The sequence below is a fragment of the Desulfosarcina sp. genome, from assembly GCF_046496365.1.
Taxonomy (GTDB): domain Bacteria; phylum Desulfobacterota; class Desulfobacteria; order Desulfobacterales; family Desulfosarcinaceae; genus Desulfosarcina.
On sequence record NZ_JAWOHB010000135.1, the window covers coordinates 54,030 to 75,204 of the forward strand.

A 21,175-nucleotide genomic window follows, 5' to 3' on the forward strand; every position below is an offset into this window, starting at 1 on the left:
CACGATGACTGAAATAAAAAGACAATCGCCGGTGCAGTTCAAGGTCAGCCCCCGCAAAACCGAGGTGCGCGACAACTGGACGGTGACGCTGGAATACGATGAAGAGGGACAGGGACCCTGGCTGGTGGATCTGGCCCACAAAACCCGCTGGGACCTGCAGGACAGCAAGATCGGTGACCAGCGCCCCTGCGATCTGGCGGTGCCGGCGGATGCGGGTGCATGCACCTTCGCCAACGACACGCTGATCAACCGCATGAACCGCACCCAGACCTCCATCTACCACCTGGGTACGGCGGCAGCACCCGTCCTGCCTGATTTTGCGGGTTACACCGACGTGACCGAGTCCACGGTCTTTCTGGCCCTGTTCGGCCCCAAGGCGTTTTTTATCGCCGAAAAGCTGACTGCCCTGGATTTTCTGGACCCGGCCAAGCAGGCGCCATTTCTTTACCAGGGCCCCTTTTGCCATGTGCCCTGCCAGATCGTGACCCTGGAAAAGGCAGCCGAGGGCAGCGGGGGTTTCCTGTTGACCTGCAGCCGGGGCTACGGCGACAGCATGGTTCACGCCATAATAGAAGCCGGATCCGCGCTCGGACTGAGGCCGGCTGGCGAAAACCGCTTTACTGCCTGGATTCAAGCGCTTCAAGGGTAGTACCGTGACTGTGGGTTGTGGATAAAGCCCAAATCAGATAGCGTGAAAGAGCGGCTGAATCGGCGGTTTTACGCTTCAGCCGCTTGGTTTCAAAGAATCGGAACAATTACCGGCTGTCCGCATGGGCAGTTCAGTATCAAGTGAAAAATCTCTTTCCATTAAACAGAAAATATTTTTTCTTTTCAGTTTATTTTTTTTTACATTTGCTGCGCTGAACGGCAGCAATCGCCGTACCGGCGGCGGCAACCGCGAAATAACCATTCGCATTTATACGATAATAAATTAATTTTTAAAAAAAATTATTTGGTCTGTTTGCGGCGGTTATTTTGCATACGAAATCGGTTCGACCCGTGTCCTGAATCATTTCGAACCAACATTAACGAATCTTTACGTATTACCCGTGACGGAGGAAATCATGACCAAAAAGTATGACGCCATTATCATCGGGGCTGGCGTGATCGGTGCCCCCATTGCCTATGAGCTTTCCAAAATGGGATACAAGACCATGAGCGTGGACAAACTGCACGATGCCGGTGAAGGCTCTACGGCAGGCTCCTGCGCCATCGTCCGCGCCCACTACTCCACCGAGGACGGTGTGGCCTTTGCCTACGAGGGTTTCAAATATTGGCTGGACTGGGAGAACTACCTGGATCACGTCAAGGACGAGAAGGGCCTGGCCAAGTTTATGAACACCGGCTCCCTGCTCATCAAATCCCAGGGGCACAAGTGGCAGAACGTCAAAAAACACTATGATGCCGTGGGTGTCAAGTATAAGGAATTGACCAACGAAGAGATCCTTGAATTGGTCCCCGTGCTTGACCTGCATGAGTTCTGGCCGGTCAAACGCCCCGAGGATCAGGCATTTTGGGAAGAGCCCACCAAGATGCTCGAAGGCGGCCTGTTCTGCCCCGAGGGCGGCTACGTCAACGACCCGGCGCTTTCCGCCCACAACATCATGCGCGCCGCCGAGGCCAAAGGGGCCACGTTCATGTTCAACGCCGAGGTGGTCAAGATCCGCGCCGCCGAAGGCAAGGTCCAGGGCATCACCCTGGCCGACGGCACCGAGATCGACGCCCCCATCGTGGTCAACTGCGCCGGCCCCCACTCATTCAAGATCAACCAGATGGCCCCAGGGGTCTGGGAGGGCTGCAACATCAAAACCAAGGCCCTGCGCCACGAAGTCATGTACTGCCCCGCCCCCGAGGATTATGATTACATCCATAAGGGCTACCACCAGAGCGATGGTGACATCGGCTGTTACGTGCGCCCGGAAGTGGGCAACATGTACCTCATCGGTTCCGAAGACCCTGAATGCGATCCTCAGGAATGGGTGGACCCGGACGAGTTTTACGCCGGCAAGGGTGGCCACGGCCGTGACAATCAGCTGACCGAAGCGCAGTGGAAAGCCCAGTGCTACCGTCTGGGACGCCGTGTCCCCACCCTGCAGGTGCCCAACCAGCCCAAGGGTGTCGTTGACCTGTATGACTGCTCCGACGACTGGATTCCGGTTTATGACAAATCCGACCTGGGCGGTTTCTACATGGCCGTCGGCACCAGCGGCAACCAGTACAAGAACGCCCCGGTCGTGGGACGCATGATGGCCGAGCTGATCGAAGCCTGTGAAAAGGGTCTGGATCATGACCAGAAACCCTTCCAGTTCAAAATGAAATACACCGGACGCACCCTGGATGTGGGTTTCTTCTCCCGCAAACGCGAGATCAACATCAACTCCAGCTTTTCCGTCAACGGATAACGCCGGTGGCATCCGCTCTTGAAAAAGCAAGGAGGTAGTTCATAATACCACGGGCCTGCTGGAGCGGGCCCGTGGTATTATGAACCCATGAGATAGAGACCAACACCATGAACATCTATGTCTGCGTCAAGCACGTACCCGATTCCGCGGCCACCATCACCGTGGCAGGCAAGACCGGCATCAACGAGAAGATCACCTTTCTGCTGAACCCCTACGACGAACACGCCGTCACCGAAGCGGCCAGGATCAAGGCGTCATCCGCCCATACGGCGGTTGTTGCCGTCTGCCTGGGCAAAGCGGCCGCGGAAAACACCCTGCGCGCAGCCATGGCCATGGGGGCGGACCGCAGCATATTGATCGAGACCGACCAGCCCCATGACAGCATTTTCACCGCCCGCGCCCTGGCCGCCGCCATCAGGTCCGACGGCCAGCCGTGGTTGGTTCTCACCGGCAAGGAATCCATCGACAGCGAGGGGATGCAGACCCAGTTCCGATTAGCCCGAAACCTGGGCCTGCCCGTGGCCACCAACGTGGTCAAGGTTGACGCAAGCGCCGAAAGCGTGACGGTGGAATGCGAACGTGAAGCCGGTACCGTCGACGTCTTTTGCATGGCCGTTCCCTGTGTCATCGGCGTGGGCAAGGGGCTGAACACACCCAATTATCCGACCTTCCCGGACATCGTTAAATCCCGCAAAAAACCGGTAAGAAGGATCGGCCTGGCCGAACTGGCCATCGAGAGGCCTCCTGCCGGCATGTATATCCAGGAACTGGTGCCGGATGTCGAGCGGCGATCCCCCAGAGCACTCATGGGCAGCGCCGCCGAAATCGCCGCACAGATAGTGGACATCCTTAAAAATGAAGCCAAGGTAATTTGACCATGCAGCCTATCGGTTTGCTCATCGAGTTCAAGGACGGACGCGTCAAGGAAGCCAATTTCGGCATGGCCACCGCCGCCCGCGCAGACAACCGGCAACTGGTGGCTCTGGTGGTGGACGCGCCGGTCGACGATGCCCGCAAAGCGCTGCAGGCTTACGGGGTGACCCGCATCGTAGACATCCGCACCGAAAGCGGCAGATGGGACCCGGCCACGCATGCCGCCGCAGTGATGGCGGCCATGCGCAAACAGGGGATCACCACGTTGATCGGCCTGACCACACCCACGGGCCGCGAACTGCTGCCGCGAATCGCCGCACGATTGGACGCCCCGTTGGTTATGGACTGCATCGACATCGACCTGGAAGGCCACCGGGCGAAGACATCCCAATATTCGGGCAAGACGATCGCCACCATCGCGCTGTCCGGCAGTCATTGCATTTACGGCCTGCGCGCCAATGTCGTCACCGCCTTAAAAACGCCGGCGGTGGCGGAGGTTATCGATTTCGCCTTTGCGGCGGAGCGCGACAGCGGCTTCGAAGTGGTCGAAACACGCAGCGACGGCGGCGGCTCCCAGTACCTGGCCGAAGCGGACATCATCATCTCCGGCGGGCGGGGGTTGAAGAACGCCGAGAACTTCAAGCTGCTCTTTGACTGCGCCAGGCACCTCAACGCCGCCGTGGGCGCCTCCCGGGTGGCCGTGGACAACGGCTGGGTTCCCTATGCCATGCAGGTGGGCCAGACCGGCGTCAAGGTGAACCCAAAGGTATACATGGCCGTGGGCATCTCCGGTTCCATCCAGCACTTTGCCGGCATGAAAACCGCCAAAATGATCATCGCCATCAACACCGATGCCAACGCCGCCATCATGAGCAACTGCGACTATTATGCCGTGGGAGATCTGTTTGAAATTTTGCCGGCGCTGGAAAAGGCCCTGGCAACGCTGAAAAATTGAAGCCTTGCATGTCACCGTAAACCGCAACCCACTGCGCGTCAGGGTCAGCGTCTCGCATGGGGCCCCTGACCGATGCGCAACCCATTATGGCCGCATCATTTCCTCCAGAACTCCGGTACGACCAGAATGATAAGGGTATAAATTTCAAGGCGCCCCAACAGCATGCACCAGGAAAGGAGCCACTTGCCCCAGTAGGGAATCTGGGAATAGTTTTCCACCGGGCCCACCATGCCGAATCCGGGTCCAATATTGCCAATCGTGGCCGCTACAGCGCCGAGGGCGGTGACAAAATCAACACCGAGGCCGGCCAACAAGAGGGTACCCAGAGCAAACAGGGCCATATAAAGCGCCAGGAACCCGAGCACACTTCTCACCACGTCATCCGGCACCGTTTTCCCGCCGATTTTAATGTGGGTGACCGCCCGCGGATGAATCATGGAAAAGAGTTCTTTGTAGCAATACTTGAAACAGAGAATGATGCGGACACATTTCATGCCGCCACCGGTTGAACCGGCCGACGCCCCCACAAACATGCAAAAGAACAAAATGATCTGTGACATAGGCGGCCACAATTCATAATCGGCCGTTGCATATCCAGTCGTGGTAACGATTGAAATCACCTGAAACGCAGCATAGCGCAGTGCCTGACCGGCTTCAGGGTACACCGTGCGATAAATGTTTACACCCACAGCCAGGGTCAGGACCATGCACATCACCAGAAAAAAGCGGCATTCCGAATCTTTCCAGAAAGTCAGCGGCCGGCCTTTCAGCAGCTGGTAATGAAGTGAAAAGTTGATGCCGGCCAGGAGCATGAAAAAAATAATCACGGCGTCAATATAAACACTGTTGAAATGAGCCACCGATGCATTCCGGGTTGAGAAGCCGCCGGTTGGCAGGGTGGTAAAGGCGTGGTTCAGCGCGTCGTAAAGACTCATGCCGCCAAGAAAAAGCAAAAGCACCTCGGCTATCGTAAACACGGCATAGACTTTCCACAAAATAACAGCCGTCTCACGGATACGCGGTTTGAGTTTGTCCGGCACGGGGCTTGGCACCTCCGCTTTGTATAGCTGCATACCGCCGACGCCCAGGAAGGGAAGAATGGCTATGGACAGAACAATGATGCCCATCCCTCCCAACCATTGGATGAAGCTCCGCCAGAGAAGCATCCCCCGGCTCAACGCTTCGATGTCGGTTAAAATTGTCGAACCGGTGGTGGTGAATCCGGAGACGGATTCAAAAATTGCATTTTCAAAAGAAAAGGGCGCCCCGGAAAAATAGAACGGAAGCGCCCCAAACAGCCCGATGGCCATCCAGCCGACGGCTACAATGGCCATCCCCTCCCGCTGATTGATGGTCTCCGACCTGGCATGCCTGAAGATGGCAGCAAGGATGGCGCCACCGCCCAGGGTTGTTCCCATGGCTTTGATTGTCGGCAGCAGACAGGGGTCGTTGGTAAATAGGGCAAAGCCCAGAGGCAAAGCCATGGTCCCGCCGATAAACAGGATCAACACGCCAATGGTCTTCAGAATATAGCGCCAGTGCATTTAAAAATACTCCAGTTTTACCGCAAGGATCTTTTCAACACCGGGGATAGCATTGCGGACAGCGAAAATAATGATCCTGTCTCCGGGTTCGATGACGCTGTCCCCGTCGGGGATAATAACGGTCTCCTGGCGGATGATCCCAGCCACCATGGATCCTTTTGGAAACTGTATCCTTTTCAATGGTTTTGACACGATTGCAGATGTTTGCAATGCCAACGCCTCCAAAACCTCACCCTCTTCCCCTTTAAGGGATATCGCCGAGAGAACCTTTCCCCGGCGAATATGCTGCAGGATTGTATTTATGGCCGACAGCCGGGGGCTGACCACCTGTTCGATGCCAATGGTCGCCATGAGTGGGAAGTAACTGAATTTACTAATCTGTGTAATGGTTTTTGTGGCGCCCAGCCGTTTGGACAGCAGCGACGCCAGAATATTGGTCTCTTCGTCGTTGGTCAGGGTCACCACCAGATCCACGTCGTGAATATTTTCTTCCACCAGCATATTTTGGTCGGAGCCGTCACCATGGAGTACGATGGTCCGTTTCAGATGTTCAGCCAGAAAATTGCAACGCTCGCTGCGTTTCTCGATGATTTTGCAGGCCAAGGAGCGACTTTCAAGTTGCCTGGCCAACCGATAGCCGATCCGGCCGCCGCCCACAATCAGCACCCGTTTGACGGGATGGGCAGGTTTATCGAAAATGGAAAGCAGTTTAAACAGCTTGCTCTTTTCGCTGATGAAATAGACCAGGTCGCCGGCACGCAGATGGTTGTTGCCCTTGGGAATAATCAGCCTGTCGTCACGAACGATGGCGGCAATCAGGGGCCGATTGGTTTCCAGCATGCTTGGGAGATCGGCCAGCCGCACGTTGATCAACCGTGAGTCGTGTTCTATGCGGATGCCGACGAACTTGATTCGCCCGTCGCCGAAATCACCCACGTCCACGGCACCGGGAACATCCATCAGCCGTTCGATGGTCTTAACCACCTCGACTTCAGGGTTGATAATCGTATCGATATGCGGCGCGTTCAACTTTAACGTTTCGTGGTAGGGTTCAAAATCGGCTTCCCGCAATCGGGCCAGCTTCTTGGTGGCAGGTGAAAGGGTATCAGCCATCAGGCAGGCGACAAGATTCACTTCGTCGGAGTCGGTAACGGAAAGCATGAATTCCGCCTCCCGGATACCGGCCGCTTCAAGAATGACGGGACTGCAGCCGGAACCACATATTGTCTGAACGTCGATGGCTTCAGCAACCCGTTTCAAGGCCGCAGCACTTGAATCGACAACCACTACATCCTTGTTTTCAAATGCCAGGCAGCTGGCGATGTGAAAGCCAACTTCGCCCGCACCGATAATGACAATTTTCATTTCAACTCCCTGATTTTGGCAAGATCCCTCTCTATTCACCGGATAATGAGAACATCACTGCAAAGATGGATGTGGTATTGATCAGCTCGCAATATAAGTCAATGATTTTTTTGTACTTTCGAATTTTTGGCGGTGATGGTCAGCCAGTATCTGACACCGGGTCGAGGGTATCGACCTGCCCTGGACACGCGCTTTTCCAGAGGTGTGGTGGCCTTTCGCATGTCCTACCACCCGCCCCACGCCCATAACAAGATCCTGGACGGCAGCTACCCGGATACCATGCGGAACACTTATCTGGAAGCCCTGGAGCTGGGCTGGAAGCAGCATGTACTGGACAACTGATCTATTCTGCGGGTCTGCGCCACCCCTTGCATTTACCATTTGGTCCGGTTAAGAAGGAGACATGCAGCCAACTGCAATCGGAACCCGTCTCGAGACGGGCGAGGGGGGCAGCCCAAACATGACCTGCCTGAAAACGGGCAGGGCCATCGCCCCGATTGATATCACAGACACCTGCCAGCAGGTGCGGGAGCGCCAATGATTTCCATCGAAACCATCGATAGCTGCACTATTTTCAGGGTCACCGGTGATGTGACGGCCAACGAAATCATCGTGGAAGCGACCCGATACCTGGCCGGCAAACAGACCGATACGTCACTGTGGGATTTTAGCCTGGCGGGCAGTGTGAAAATTTCCACGGTTGAGATGAAAGGCATTGCTGAGAGTTTGAAGCTTTTTCAAACCGACGGGCAGTCCAGAAAGGTCGCCCTGGTGGGATCAAAAACAATCAATATCGGGCTTGGAAAACTGTTTGCCGCCTTTGCCCAGATCGCCGAACTCCCGCACACCTACAAGGTTTTTCGCAATTTCGACGATGCCATGCACTGGCTGGGTGGGTAACGGACCATGCTAGATTTCATGCTGTACCCCGCTGCCTGCAAAACGGCAATGGGAGTGAGTTGGTGTAACCATGAGAGTTGAAAACTACCCTGCAGGCGGATCAGCTGTTGTTCTCTTTAACACCCCCAGCGTCCTGAAACGGGACATTTCCTCGAAACAACCCGAGGCCACTGCCAGTTTATAGACCTCCCAGGGCGCCTGGCCGCCCTCGGCGGGATCCTCGAAGATGTCGTGAATCAGCAGGTAGCCGCCGGGGAGAATGTGGCCCGCCCAGCACTCGAAGTCGGTGCGGACGGTTTCGAGAGCGTGACCGCCGTCGATGAAAACCAGCGCCAGCGGGGAGGCCCAGCTGCGGCCGACGATGTCCGAGCGGCTGACGATGGGCACCACCGTCTCCTCGAGTCCGGCAAGGGCCAGGGTTTGCCGGAACAAGGGCAAGGTGTCCATGGAAAACGTTTTGTAATTATAAAGAGCGGGGTCGAAATAGGCTTCTCCGGGCTGCTGCTCCTCGGAGCCCCGATGGTGGTCAATGGAGAACAGGACGGCGCCATTTTCGCGGCAGGCGCAGCCGAGATACACCGCGGACTTGCCGCAGTAACTGCCGATCTCCAGGCAGGGCCCCAACCGCGAAGCCTTCAGGGCAATCTCGTAAAGCCGCCTGCCCTCCTCCGGGTCCAGGAATCCTTTGATGCTGTCGATAAGCATTGCGTGGGTTGGGTCTGTTGGGTTCATTGGGTGGGATTAATCCTATGAGATGTCACCGTAGTTTCTTGCAAGCACCTCCCTGGGCTTGACCCCGTCCTGGGGTCCGATGACACCCTCGGCCTCCATCATTTCGATGATCCGGGCCGCACGGTTATATCCGATGCGCAGGTGGCGCTGAACCATGGAGATGGATGCCTGGCCAGCCTGGGTGACGAGGGCCACGGCATCGTCGTAGCGCTCATCGTACTCCTTCTCGCCGCCGGCGTCGGCTTCCTTGACCGGGGCCTGGACGACGCTTTTATCATAGTCGGGGGTCTGCTGCTTTTTCAGAAATTCGGTGGTGCGGGTCAGTTCGGCCTCGGAAATATAGGCGCCATGGATGCGCTGAAGCCGAGCCGTTCCCGGTGGCAGAAAGAGCATATCCCCGTTGCCCAGCAGGCTTTCAGCACCATTGGTGTCGATGATGGTGCGCGAATCGGTCTTGGAGGAGACCTGGAAGGTCAGGCGGGTGGGGAAGTTGGCCTTGATGATGCCGGTGAGCACGTCCACCGACGGCCGCTGGGTGGCCAGAATCAGGTGGATGCCGGCGGCCCGGGCCATCTGGGCAAGGCGGGTCAAGGCCACCTCCACATCCCGCGATGCCACCATCATAAGGTCGGCCAGTTCATCGATGATGATGACGATGTAGGGCAGCGGTTTGGCCGGTTCCCGGGGTTTGTCCTCACCTTCGACCGGCGGGACGACAGGCTCTTTTTCGATCTTACGGTTATACTGTTCGATATTGCGGGTTTTCTTCTCCGAAAGCAGCTCATAGCGGTGTTCCATCTCACGCACGGCCCAAAACAGCGCGTTGGTGGCTTTCTTCACATCGGTGACCACAGGGGTGATCAGGTGGGGAATACCGTCGTACATGGACAGCTCGATGCGTTTGGGGTCGACCATGATCAGCTTCACCTGATCCGGGGTCAGTTTGTACAAGAGGCTGCAGATCATGGTGTTCAAGGCCACACTCTTGCCGGTTCCGGTAGCCCCGGCGATCAGCAGGTGGGGCATCTTCTCCAGTCCGGCGGAAACCGGGTTGCCCACGATGTCCTTGCCCAGGCACAGGGTCAGCGTGCTCTTGGCCTGTTCGAAGGAAGGCGACAGCACCATCTCTTTGAAGCGCACCGTTTCACGGTCGGCGTTGGGTATCTCCACGCCGATGACGGCCTTGCCGGGAATGGGCGCCACGATGCGGATGCTGATGGCCCGCAGGGCCAGGGCCAGGTCGTCGGTAAGGTTGACGATGCGGTTGATCTTGACGCCGGGTGCCGGCTCGTATTCGAAAGTGGTGATCACCGGGCCCGGCGTGACGGCAACCACCTTGCCGGTGACGCCGAAATCTTCCAGCTTCTTTTCCAGCAGCCGGGACTGCATGCGCAGGTTTTCTTCGCTGGTGGACTGGGGTCGCGCCTTGGGGTCGTCAAGAAAACTGACCGAGGGAAGGGAAAATCTCGTTTCGTCCTTCATGAACGCAAACACGGCCTGCTTGGGTACCGGTTTGATCGGCACCGGGTGCGGTTCCGGGGTCTTGATCTCGATCTTCTCTTTTTGCTTTTTCTTCTCGGCCTTGAGGTTCTGCCTGCGCTTGAGGTTTTTCTGGCGGCGCTCCTTCCACTTGATCAGTACCGTGGCCAGGCGATCGTACAGCGCAGCATTGGCCGATTTGCAGCGGCGATAGAATGCGACAACGGAAAAACCGGTGGCCATGATAAAACCGATCAACCACACCAGCATCAGAATCATCGAGCCGCCGGCCGGGTTGGAATAACGCACGGCAAAAGACTTGAGGGGAATGCCGACGATCCCTCCCGCCGTGAAGCGGCTGCCGAAAAGCACATAGTGGTCCTGGTTGAAGGCCAGCAGGCTTCCCGTGGTGATGATCAACAGCACGCCGCCGGCAGCCAGCGGCAGCATGGCCCGGCTCGGATTCTTGCCGAAAAAAAGGGTGCTGCCCAGCAGAAAAAGGAAGGGAATCCAGAAGGCGCCGATGCCGAAGAACCCCACGAGGATACCGGCAAAGTTGGCGCCGAAAGCGCCGAAGAGGTTTTGAATGTTCCCGGCCCCGCCGGCGTTGAAAAACAGGCATGGATCGTCCGGCTTGAAGGACAAAAGGCTGATCAAGCTGAACACCACCATGAAGAAAAAAAGAATGCCGATGATCTCTTTTTTCATAATCGGTGACTTTATGAATCCACTGTTGTTAAACTTCCACCAAAAAGGGAAGAATTACCGGCCGACGGCCGATGGTGTAAAAAAAATACTGCCGCAGGGCTGTCTGGATGCGTTTGCGGATCCGATCGACCCGATTGGGAACGTGCGGGGGAACATCTTCCACGATCTCCAAAACCACACACTGGGCATCCTGAAGCAGATACCCGGTCTCTGTCTCGAAGACAAACCCCCGGGATACAATATCGGGTCCGTAAACCACAATGCCGGTCTCTTCGTCAAAGGCCATGTTGACCACCACCAGACCCTCCTCGGAGAGCAGCCGACGCTCCTTGAGCACGCTGCGTCCCACGTCGCCGATGCCCTTGCCGTCGATAAGGACCCTCCCCGAGCAGATGCCGTCACGAATCCGGAATCCCTTTTCATCCAGTTCGATCATCTGGCCGTTCTGGGCCAGAATCAGGTTGTCGTCGGGGATGCCCACCGACCGGGCCAGCCGCGTGTGCAGCACCAGGTGACGGTACTCGCCGTGCACGGGCATGAAGAATTTAGGCTTGACCAGATTGATCATCATCTTGAGCTCTTCCCGAAAGGCGTGCCCGGAAACGTGGATTCTCGAAATCTTCTCGTAGACCACGTCGGCCCCGCGCCGGTAGAGGTTGTTGATGATGCCGGCAATGGCTTTTTCGTTGCCGGGAATGAACTTGGAAGAGAGAATCACCGTGTCATCCGAATGGATCTTGATCTGCTTGTGGATGCCGGCAGCCATGCGCGCCAGCGCCGACATGGGTTCGCCCTGGCTGCCGGTAGTGACCAGAATGATCTCATCGTCAGGGCAAGTGCACAATTCGTCGATGCCGATCTCCATACCCTCGGGAATGTCCAGATAGCCCAGCCGGCGCGCGATGGAAACACTGACTTCTATGCTGCGGCCATTGAAAACGATCTTGCGCTGGCGCGTTTTGGCGATGTTGACGATCTGTTGGATCCGGGCGATGTTGGAAGCGAACAGGGCCACGATGATGCGTCCGCCGGCCAAATCCGCAATTCGGGACAACTCGGCACCGATCTCCTGGGAGGAGATGGTGTGCCCTTCCTTCTCCACGTTGGTGGAGTCGGACAGCAGGGCCAAAACGCCCTCCTCCCCGCACTGGGCAAAGCGGTTGACGTCGGTGAGCATGCCTTCGACCACGGTTTGACTCAACTTGAAGTCGCCGGTGTGAACCACCATCCCCACCGGGGTGCGAATGGCCAGGCCCACACCGTCGACGACGCTGTGGTTGACCCGGATGAATTCCACCTCGAAAGGGCCGATCTTGAGATGCTCCCGCGCACGCACTTCGTGCAGGGAAACCGCAGCGAGCAAATCGTGCTCTTCCAGCTTGTGGCGAACGATACCCAGGGTAAAAGGGGTTCCGAAAACCGGTGCGTTGATCTCCTTGAGCAAAAATGGCAGCGCGCCGATATGGTCCTCATGGGCATGGGTGAGAATGATTCCGGCCACCCGGGTCCGGTTCTGGCGCAGATAATCCATGTCCGGAATGACGAAATCGACTCCCAGCATGTAGGCTTCGGGGAACATGATTCCGGCATCGATGACGAAAATCGTATCGCCGTATTCCACAACCATCATGTTCAGGCCGATCTCGCCCAAGCCGCCCAACGGGATAAGTTTCAGCATCGCCCTAAGATTCCCGGCTCTCTTTTTCAAAATTATCGATGAGGATGGTCCGGATTCTTTCCAACAGGGCATCCTTGGTTTTGCGTGAGTACCCGGATGTCTCCACCGGATCCAGTATCTGCATGGTCACCGGTGCCGGCCGGATCATGAAACGTCCCTTGGGAATGATATCCCGGGTTCCCCGGATGATGATGGGTACAATGGGCACCCCCGAGTCCACCGAGAGAACAAATCCGCCTTTCTTGAAGGGCAGTATGCGGCCGTCACGGCTGCGGGTCCCCTCGGGAAAGATCAGCACGCTGGTGCCGTTGCGGATGGTCCGGGCCGCCCGTTCCAGGCTCTCGAAAGCCGATTTGCGGTTGGACCGGTCGATGCTGATATACCCCACCCCGCGCATGGCCCGCCCGAAAACGGGTATCTTGAACAGTTCGGCCTTGGCCAGCCAGCGGAACTGAACCGGCAGCCGTCCCAGCAGAAGGGGGATGTCGGCATTGCTCTGATGATTGGGCATGTAGATGTAGGAGCGGCGGGGGTCCAGTTTCTCGATGCCGCTCACGGTGACCTTCACGCGGCTCACCCACAAGATGGAATTGGCCCAGAACCGGGCGAGCAGATGGGGACCGTTGCCCGTCCGGCTGAAAAAAGAGCAAACAATAACCGTGGTCGCGATAAGCGCTGTTGTCGGGAGGGTCCACACGACGATGATCAACGTCTGCAGGGTGTATAGAATCGATTTTAACATTGCGGGTGACGCCCCGTCCGGTCAGGTGACGATTTCAAGTTTTTCGAAAATGGCATCCACGGTCTGAACCAGCCAGTTGCGCTGCCGTTCATCTGCATAGTGAATGCAGTCACATCTTACCCGGCTGCGGGTTCGAATCAGCATTTCAGCGGCGAGACGATCCTGGCCCAATTCCAATGCAATGAAAAAAGGCGCACAATCGCCATGCGCCTGCTGGGCGTCGGAAAGCACCGACGCATCCAGGGGCATCCAATAAAGGCCGTCGACGCCTGAATCGCCGAAGGTTTCTTCCAGATATCCTTTGACTTTTTCGTAATCCTGGAGACGAAGTTCGTCAATCACATATTGTTTCATGCGCGCATTTTAATTCCGGAGGTCGTGCGTTGGCCGAATGCCTTCAACCCCCAATCGGCAATTCCTCAACTTAGCAGCCGTCCTAGCATAAATCGGTTCAAATCTCAATATATATGTTCAGCCCGGAACCTGGACAACAACCGGTAGGGGTCGTTTGGAAAGATAGACATCCACCATGGATGCAACGGGTTTCATCCGATCATGTAAGTGCCGGTCCCCACGGCGATCAGCAGATCGTTCTCGGCGTGCATTTCCATGCGCACCACGGCCACCTTGCGGCCCGACCGCATGATTCGCCCGCTGGCCGAGAACCGTTCACCCCGGCCTGGCCGCAGGTAATCCACCCGCAGATCGATGGTCCCCACCCGGGCCAACATCGCCTTGATTTTTTCATCGGGCAGGCCGGCGGCACGTGCCACCAGGCTGGCCGAGGCCGTCAGTCCGCCCACAGCATCCAATACGGCAGAAATGACGCCGCCATGCAGGGTGCGGTGAAAAACATTGCCGATGAGATCCTGGCGCATGGCAAAAGCCATCGTTCCGCCTTCTGCGTCCACCCCAGTGACATGAATGCCCAGCACCCGGTTAAAGGGCAGCTGTTGCCCATACAGCCCGGCCAACCGGTCAAAAAAATCCCGGTCGCTCTCCGCTTCATCATCCATTGCCTGCTCCTTTTGCCTCGCCCTTGAAAAGCCGCCGGGAATGCGATAACGCTTGAAGCATCAAAGGCATCGTTCCCGTCTCCTGCGGGGACATGGATAGCGTGATTGTATAATTGCGCTGAGCAAAGTCATGCGTTAACCCGCGGTGACTATAACAGAACAAGAGCACGAAAATAAACCGAAGTCTTGCCGCCCATGAATGATCACGATTTCGAATTGCCGAAAGACCACCTGCCCGAAGTGGTCATCCACAAGGAAGATGCCGTCTTCTGGATGGACGGCCACGGCCGGTGGCAGAACCGCCACGGTCGTTTTGAGCACAAGCGTATCATCGACTATTTCAACCACGCCATCCGGCGGGACCAGGATGGCTATTACGTCACCCAGACGCGCGGCGATGTTCGCGAAAAGGTTTATTTTGCTTACGATGACACACCCCTTTTCGTCTTCCAGGTCCTGGCGGGTGATCCGATGCGGATGACCCTCAACACCGGAGAAACCCTTGCTCTGGACCCTTCCCGCCTGTTCATCCAATCCGACCAGCTTTACCAGCAAAGGGGCGACGAACGCATCAAATTCACCGACAGGGCCCTGTTGACCCTAGCACCCTATCTGGCAGGGGACACGGACGGTGTATGCATGCTTATGGGTGATCGCTCCTGGCCGATAGAGAACCGGTGACCGCACCCAGGATGCAACAACCGTTGCGCAACAATATGCAACATGTTTAAAATTTTTAAATAATCCAAGTAGTAAAAAAAATTCCAGTTCAAAAAAACCTGCGGATACCGACGCTGCATGTGTTGCAAATGATGCAACGCCTGCAGGCCGGTCATCTGCAGCAACCTGCCGGAAATAATCAATTTTTCTTTTTATATCTGATGGTTATATCTTGATTTGGAATGGGTGGCACGCTCCGTGCTGGTTGATATCGGCATTTCAGTTTGGCGCCGTTGCGGTTCAACGCCGACTGCAGACGGCAATGTAGACCATGCCGCTGAAAACAGAAGCCCATGGGCGTATATTTCCCAGGGTTCGCCGCGGGAAACCGTAACTGGAGATCCCTTTGGATAACAGCAGCACTGAGGCCTCGGTGGCAACGGACAGGCACGTGAAAACCATTCTTGTGGTGGAGGACGATCCGGACACAAGCATCTTCCTTTCCAATCTGCTGACATCCAACGGGTTTTGCCCGATCTGTGCAGCCACCCTTGCCGAGGGTCTTAAAAAGGTTGTCGATGCGTGCCCCGATCTGATTATCATCAACGCCATGCTGCCCGGCGAAGCGGGGATTCGCCTCTACCACAATCTTCGCACCAACCAGAGCCTATGCCGTATTCCGGTGATCATGCTGTCCACGCTGGACAGCAGCACCTTTTACCGTTGCCCGGGAGCCAAGCGGTCGCCTGGCGGCAAGCCCATTCCCGAACCCGAGGCCTATCTTCAGAAACCACCGGAAGCGGATGAACTGCTGACCGTCGTCAACCGGCTTTGTTCGGCAACATAAAAAAGGGAAATTATGGGTTTTGGCATCGGGCCATTCAAGGAATTAAGATCGATGCATCGCTGGTATATCGGCCAACTCGATTCCCGAATCCCTGAATCCGTCGATCCCACCCGTATGCGGGGTGGAGGAGAACATCGATGACCATCAAAATCGGATTTTACATCTGTCACTGCGGCATCAACATCGCTCACAAGGTCAGGGTGAGCGATGTGGCAGACTTCGCCCGGGGCCTGAAAAACGTCGTCGTGTCCCGCGATTACAAATTCATGTGCTCCGACCCCGGACAAGAGATGATCGAAAATGACATCCGGACCTATGGCCTCAACCGGGTGGTGGTGGCCTCCTGTTCACCCCGCCTGCACGAAAAGACCTTTCAAGGCGCGTGCCAGCGAGCCGGATTGAATCCCTACCTTTTCCAGATGGCCTCGGTGCGCGAACAGGTTTCATGGGTCACCCCCGATGAAGATGAAGCCACCCGCAAAGCCAAGACCATAGCCGCCGCAGCAATCAATCGCGTGAATTTTCATCAGATGCTGGAAGCACGATCCGTCAGCGTGCACCCCGACGTCATGGTGGTGGGCGGCGGCATCGCCGGTATGCAGGCCGCCCTGGACATCGGCAACGCCGGCCACACGGTCCACCTGGTGGAGCGGCAGACCACCGTGGGCGGCCACATGCTCCAGTTCGACAAAACCTTTCCCACCCTGGACTGTGCGGCCTGCATCGGCACCCCCAAGATGGTGGAAGTGGCCCAGAATGCAAACATCAATCTGCTGACCTACAGCGAAGTGACCGATGTGTCGGGCTATATCGGCAACTTCCAGGTCACCGTCACCCGCAAACCACGCTACATCGACGCGGGAGTCTGCACCGGTTGCGGGGAGTGCGCCAAGGTCTGCCCGGTCTCCCTGCCCAGCGAGTGGGACGAGGGACTGGCCGACCGCAAAGCCATCTACCGGGCGTTTCCCCAGGCGGTTCCGATCTCCTTCACCATCGACAAAAAGGACCGGGCCCCTTGCACCACCACCTGCCCGGCGGGCATCAATGTCCAGGGCTATGTGCAGCTGATCGGCCAGGGCAAATACCGCCAGGCCGTGGAACTGATTCTCAAGCGCCTGCCCCTGCCCGGCGTGTTGGGGCGGGTATGCCCGCATCCCTGCGAAGGGCAGTGCCGGCGCCGGGAGGTGGACGCGCCCCTGGCCATCCGCGACCTGAAGCGCTTTGCCGCGGATCAGGTCAGCACCGATGACCTGCCTATTCCTGAAATTGAAGACCGGCCCGAAAAAGTGGCCGTGGTGGGCTCCGGCCCTGCCGGACTGACGGTGGCCTACGATCTTCGACTGAAGGGCTACCAGATCACCCTTTTCGAGGCCCTGCCGGCACTCGGCGGCATGCTGCGCGTGGGCATTCCCGACTATCGGCTGCCCCCCGGCATTCTGGATGAAGAGATCGATTACCTGCTGCGCCACGGCATCGATGCCCGCACCGGCGCCCGCTTCGGAACGGATTTCGACCTGGCGGGTTTGGCTGACCAGGGATATGGGGCCGTTTTTCTGGCCATTGGCGCCCATGCCTCCCTGAAGCTTCACATTCCCGGTGAGGAGACCCCCCACGGGGTAATCGACGCGATTGCCTTTTTACGCGAGGTCAACCAGGGCGACCGGCAACCACCCGGTGCACGGGTCGCCGTAGTGGGCGGCGGCAATGTGGCCATCGACGCCGCCCGGGTAGCCAAACGGCTGGGTGCCGACACGGTCACCGTGGTCTATCGCCGATCCGAGCAGGAGATGCCGGCCTATGCCGAAGAGATCCAGGGCGCCAGGGATGAGGGCATCGAATTCGCCACCCAAACGGCGCCGGTGCGCATCCTGGCCGCCGACGGCCGGGTGGCTGGATTCGAATGCATGCGCACGGAATTGGGTCCTCCGGACGACTCCGGCCGGCGCCGACCGATACCCGTGGAAGGGTCGGCGTTTGTCATCGACTGCGATGCGGTGATCCCGGCCATCGGCCAACGGACCGACATGGCCTGGACCAAAGCGGTTCCCGAACTTGACCTGACGGCCCGCCACACCATTGCCGTGAACCCCCAGACCATGCAAACGTCCATCCCGCATGTGTTTGCCGCCGGTGATGCGGTCACCGGGCCGGCCACGGTAATCGAGGCGGTGGCGGCCGGACACAAGGCGGCCGCAGCCATCGAACGTTTCCTCGACAACGCGGACCTGGGCGAATTCACCCGTGCCCTGAGTACTCAGCTCAAACCGGGAAGCGACTGGGCCGCCATCCCCGAGGGCATCGCACCGGTGCCGCGCGTGCGCCTTGGAGATCGTCGCAACGCCGCCAGAGCGATGACCTTCGACGAAGTCGATCCCGGCATGGACGAGGCGGACGCCCGGCGGGAAGCATCCCGCTGCCTGAACTGCGGGATTTGCAGCGAGTGCATGGCCTGTGTATCGGTATGCGAGGCCAAGGCCATCGACCACACCATGACAGCCACTCAGGAGACCTTTCAGGTGGGCAGCATCATTCTGGCCACGGGATACGACCTGCTGGATCCCACCCCCATGAAGCCCTTCGGCTACGGTCGCTATGCCAATGTCTTCACCAGCCTGGAGTTCGAACGCCTGAGCAACGCCACCGGCCCCACCGGCGGCCGCATTCTTATGCGCAACGAGGCCGGCCGTTTTGCCGGTCCACCCCAAAGCGTTGCCCTGGTTCACTGCGTGGGCAGCCGCGACATCAACTACCATCCCTACTGTTCCCGGGTCTGCTGCATGTATGCCCTCAAATACAGCCATCTGATCAAGGAAAAGGTGGGACACCACGCCCAGGTCTACGATTTCTACATTGATCAGCGCTGCTTCGGCAAAGGCTACGAGGAGTTCTATCGCCGCTGCCAAGAGGAGGGTACGATTTTCATCCGCGGCAAAGTGGCCGAAATTACCGATCAGGTTGAATCCGAAGCGGAAGCTGGCAAACTGGTGGCCATCGCCGAAGACACCCTGCTCGGCGAACGGGTGCGGGTACCGGTGGACATGGTGGTATTGTGCAGCGCCATGCAAGCGCGCGCCGATACACCGGAGGTGGGTCGGCTGTTCGGGGTCAACGCGGGTGCAGACGGGTTCTTTCTGGAAGAGCATCCCAAGCTGGGCCCCTTGAACACAGCCACGGACGGCGTCTTTCTGGCCGGAGCCTGCCAGGGCCCCAAGGACATCCCGGACACGGTTGCCCAAGCTTCCGGGGCTGCGGCCAAGGCACTCTCTTTGGCCACCCGGGGTGTGGTGGCGGTACCATCGGCCATCAGCTGGATCGACCCCGAAATCTGTTCCGGCTGCCAGACCTGCATCGGCCTGTGCGCCTATGGCGCCATCGAGTTCGACTGCCGGCGCCAGGTCAGCGTGGTCAACGGCGCCCTGTGCAAGGGCTGCGGCAGCTGCAGCACCGCCTGTCCGTCCAACGCAGCCCAGGTCCGGCACTTTCAGAGTCGGCAGATTTTTGCGGAACTGGACGGCATCATGACCGCCCTGGCCGCAGTTGGATAAAAGTATCCGTGCTTGGCGCGACAAATAAAACCGGAGGTTTTTTATGGAATCTTTCGAACCCGCCATCATTGCCTTCGTCTGCAACTGGTGTACCTACACCGCTGCCGACCTGGCCGGTACCTCCCGGCTCTCTTACCCCAAAAACGTCCGCTTGATCCGGGTGATGTGCACGGGAATGGTGGACCCCCAGTATGTCATCAAGGCGTTTCTGGAGGGGGCCGATGGTGTGTTGATCAGCGGGTGCCACCCTGGTGACTGCCACTACATCAACGGCAACTACAAGGCCCGGCGCCGGGTGAAGCTGCTCAAGGAAATCCTGCCCCGGTTCGGCATTGACAGCCGGCGGCTGCGGCTGACCTGGATCGGCGCCAGTGACGGGATCCAGTTCGCCCATATCATGGGCGAACTGGTGGCCCAGACCCGGGAACTGGGCCCCATGCTTCCCGACCTGAAGATGGTGATCTGATGGCGCGCTGCGCCCAAGGAGTGGTTCCGGAGGGATTATGACACAGGCAATTCTGATCGACATCGGCAACGGTGACTGGTTATCAGGCATGCGGTCCTTTTTGGCTACGCTCATGGAGAAGGCGGGAATCGAAGCCGTGCTCGTCCCCACCGGCCTGACCGTCAAGAACCGCATCATGCCCACGCTGGTGTCGGATCCGGCTCGACTGGCACAAGCCGATCCACTGTCACCGGCGTTTCCCGTAAACGGGGCCCAGCAGCTGGCCAAACTCACCCGCCAGCCGGCCGGCGGGCGGCTGGCGGCGGTCCTGCGCCCTTGCGAGATTCGCGCCTTTAATGAACTGGTCAAGCTGAATCAGGGGCAGCGTGACGATGTGGTGATCGTCGGGCTCGACTGTCCGGGAGCATTTTCCAACAGCGCCTTCAGAAACTTTGCCGACCAGTACGAAACGGCGGATGCGGCCACGCAGGCATTTTGCGCGGACCTCGCCGCCGGTGAGACCGGCCGGGAGGCGCTCCCGTTCTCTGCAGCCTGCCGCGCCTGCAGCCATCCGGTCCCCACGGGTGCCGACATCATCGTGGAGTGTTTCAGTGCCGACCCGACCGGTGGATTGACGGCCCGGGCCATCACGGAAATTGGGGAGACCGTGCTCACGGGTCTGGATCTTCCACCGGCGGGGGAGGCCGCACTGCAACGCAAAACCGTGATCAACACGACACTGGCGTCGCGCACACAATACCGGGAGCAGATGTTCGCATCCGTGGCCCAAGCCACCGGCAGCATCCAGGGGCTGTCAACCTATCTGGCCGACTGCGTCAACTGCTATAACTGCCGCACCGCCTGCCCGGTGTGCTACTGCACCACCTGCGTATTCAGCACCGACACCTTTCACCACGAACCTTTTCAATACCTGCAGTGGGCCCGCCGCAAGGGCAGCGCCAAGATGCCCACGGACACACTCTTTTTCCACCTGACCCGCATGGCCCACATCAGTACGGCCTGCGTGGGCTGTGGCCAATGCACCAATGCCTGTCCCAACGACATCCCCCTGGCCGATCTGTTCAGTTATGTGGCCCAGCAAACTCAAACCGCCTTCGGCTACGGCGCCGGACTGGATCCGTCCCAGCGGCCGCCCATGTGCGGTTTTGAGGAAAAGGAGTACGATGAGGTGGTGGGGTTGAATTAATTGGGTTTTGCGTTCTTGGATCCGTGGGATGAAGTCGCTTCGCACGCAGGGTTTTCAACATCGTCATCACAGGGGAG

The 21,175-nt window shown here is 58.1% G+C and carries 20 protein-coding genes; 12 read left to right on the forward strand and 8 right to left on the reverse strand.

Annotated features, from left to right (window positions below):
- The first annotated feature begins 4 nt into the window (after window positions 1–4).
- The 4 genes from R6V78_RS12425 to R6V78_RS12440 all read left to right on the forward strand — a co-directional run bounded on the left by R6V78_RS12425 (window position 5) and on the right by R6V78_RS12440 (window position 4,230).
- The gene (locus tag R6V78_RS12425) at window positions 5–649 is read left to right on the forward strand and encodes a sarcosine oxidase subunit gamma SoxG (protein WP_410289679.1); all 645 of its coding nucleotides are present in this window, start codon (window positions 5–7) and stop codon (window positions 647–649) included.
- Window positions 650–1,064: 415 nt separating this feature from the next.
- Window positions 1,065–2,402, forward strand: coding sequence for an NAD(P)/FAD-dependent oxidoreductase (locus tag R6V78_RS12430; protein ID WP_410289680.1), 1,338 nt, complete (start codon window positions 1,065–1,067; stop codon window positions 2,400–2,402).
- Window positions 2,403–2,509: 107 nt separating this feature from the next.
- Window positions 2,510–3,277, forward strand: a complete 768-nt coding sequence (locus R6V78_RS12435) for an electron transfer flavoprotein subunit beta/FixA family protein (RefSeq protein ID WP_410289681.1) — start codon at window positions 2,510–2,512, stop codon at window positions 3,275–3,277.
- A gap of 2 nt (window positions 3,278–3,279) precedes the next feature.
- Window positions 3,280–4,230: an electron transfer flavoprotein subunit alpha/FixB family protein gene (locus tag R6V78_RS12440; protein ID WP_410289682.1), complete on the forward strand. Its 951-nt coding sequence runs from the start codon at window positions 3,280–3,282 to the stop codon at window positions 4,228–4,230.
- Window positions 4,231–4,325: 95 nt separating this feature from the next.
- Here R6V78_RS12440 and R6V78_RS12445 read toward each other — a convergent pair whose 3' ends face one another.
- Entirely contained in the window at window positions 4,326–5,774 is a 1,449-nt protein-coding gene (locus R6V78_RS12445) for a TrkH family potassium uptake protein (RefSeq protein ID WP_410289683.1), read from the reverse strand.
- The gene (gene trkA / locus R6V78_RS12450; protein ID WP_410289684.1) at window positions 5,775–7,139 is read right to left on the reverse strand and encodes a Trk system potassium transporter TrkA; all 1,365 of its coding nucleotides are present in this window, start codon (window positions 7,137–7,139) and stop codon (window positions 5,775–5,777) included. It lies immediately after the preceding gene.
- A gap of 135 nt (window positions 7,140–7,274) precedes the next feature.
- Here trkA and R6V78_RS12455 point away from each other — a divergent pair, with 135 nt between their 5' ends.
- From R6V78_RS12455 to R6V78_RS12465, 3 genes are all read left to right on the forward strand, one after another.
- Window positions 7,275–7,481, forward strand: coding sequence for a hypothetical protein (locus tag R6V78_RS12455; protein WP_410289685.1), 207 nt, complete (start codon window positions 7,275–7,277; stop codon window positions 7,479–7,481).
- A 61-nt stretch (window positions 7,482–7,542) separates the two neighbouring features.
- Window positions 7,543–7,680: a hypothetical protein gene (locus R6V78_RS12460; RefSeq protein WP_410289686.1), complete on the forward strand. Its 138-nt coding sequence runs from the start codon at window positions 7,543–7,545 to the stop codon at window positions 7,678–7,680.
- Entirely contained in the window at window positions 7,677–8,039 is a 363-nt protein-coding gene (locus R6V78_RS12465; protein WP_410289687.1) for a hypothetical protein, read from the forward strand. The genes R6V78_RS12460 and R6V78_RS12465 overlap by 4 nt, the downstream gene beginning before the upstream one ends.
- 84 nt (window positions 8,040–8,123) lie before the next feature.
- On the opposite strand, the gene R6V78_RS12470 is transcribed toward R6V78_RS12465, so the two are convergent.
- The 6 genes from R6V78_RS12470 to R6V78_RS12495 form a co-directional block, all read right to left on the reverse strand.
- On the reverse strand, window positions 8,124–8,771 hold the full coding sequence (locus tag R6V78_RS12470) for a class I SAM-dependent methyltransferase (protein WP_410289688.1): 648 nt from the start codon (window positions 8,769–8,771) through the stop codon (window positions 8,124–8,126).
- Window positions 8,772–8,786: 15 nt separating this feature from the next.
- Window positions 8,787–10,958, reverse strand: a complete 2,172-nt coding sequence (locus tag R6V78_RS12475; protein WP_410289689.1) for a DNA translocase FtsK — start codon at window positions 10,956–10,958, stop codon at window positions 8,787–8,789.
- Window positions 10,959–10,986: 28 nt separating this feature from the next.
- Window positions 10,987–12,636, reverse strand: a complete 1,650-nt coding sequence (locus tag R6V78_RS12480; protein WP_410289690.1) for a ribonuclease J — start codon at window positions 12,634–12,636, stop codon at window positions 10,987–10,989.
- A 4-nt stretch (window positions 12,637–12,640) separates the two neighbouring features.
- Entirely contained in the window at window positions 12,641–13,378 is a 738-nt protein-coding gene (locus tag R6V78_RS12485; protein WP_410289691.1) for a lysophospholipid acyltransferase family protein, read from the reverse strand.
- A gap of 21 nt (window positions 13,379–13,399) precedes the next feature.
- Complete coding sequence (locus R6V78_RS12490) at window positions 13,400–13,732, reverse strand: hypothetical protein (RefSeq protein ID WP_410289692.1); 333 nt, start codon at window positions 13,730–13,732, stop codon at window positions 13,400–13,402.
- A 191-nt stretch (window positions 13,733–13,923) separates the two neighbouring features.
- Window positions 13,924–14,394, reverse strand: coding sequence for a thioesterase family protein (locus R6V78_RS12495; protein WP_410289693.1), 471 nt, complete (start codon window positions 14,392–14,394; stop codon window positions 13,924–13,926).
- A gap of 195 nt (window positions 14,395–14,589) precedes the next feature.
- On the opposite strand from R6V78_RS12495, the gene R6V78_RS12500 reads away from it, so the two are divergent.
- The 5 genes from R6V78_RS12500 (at window position 14,590) to R6V78_RS12520 (ending at window position 21,098) form a co-directional block, all read left to right on the forward strand.
- Entirely contained in the window at window positions 14,590–15,075 is a 486-nt protein-coding gene (locus tag R6V78_RS12500; RefSeq protein ID WP_410289694.1) for an MFS transporter permease, read from the forward strand.
- Between the two features lie 430 nt (window positions 15,076–15,505).
- Window positions 15,506–15,901, forward strand: a complete 396-nt coding sequence (locus R6V78_RS12505) for a response regulator transcription factor (protein ID WP_410289695.1) — start codon at window positions 15,506–15,508, stop codon at window positions 15,899–15,901.
- A 137-nt stretch (window positions 15,902–16,038) separates the two neighbouring features.
- Window positions 16,039–19,446, forward strand: coding sequence for an FAD-dependent oxidoreductase (locus R6V78_RS12510; protein ID WP_410289696.1), 3,408 nt, complete (start codon window positions 16,039–16,041; stop codon window positions 19,444–19,446).
- A 43-nt stretch (window positions 19,447–19,489) separates the two neighbouring features.
- Entirely contained in the window at window positions 19,490–19,912 is a 423-nt protein-coding gene (locus R6V78_RS12515) for a hydrogenase iron-sulfur subunit (protein ID WP_410289697.1), read from the forward strand.
- A 37-nt stretch (window positions 19,913–19,949) separates the two neighbouring features.
- On the forward strand, window positions 19,950–21,098 hold the full coding sequence (locus tag R6V78_RS12520) for a Coenzyme F420 hydrogenase/dehydrogenase, beta subunit C-terminal domain (RefSeq protein WP_410289698.1): 1,149 nt from the start codon (window positions 19,950–19,952) through the stop codon (window positions 21,096–21,098).
- Window positions 21,099–21,175: the final 77 nt, after the last annotated feature.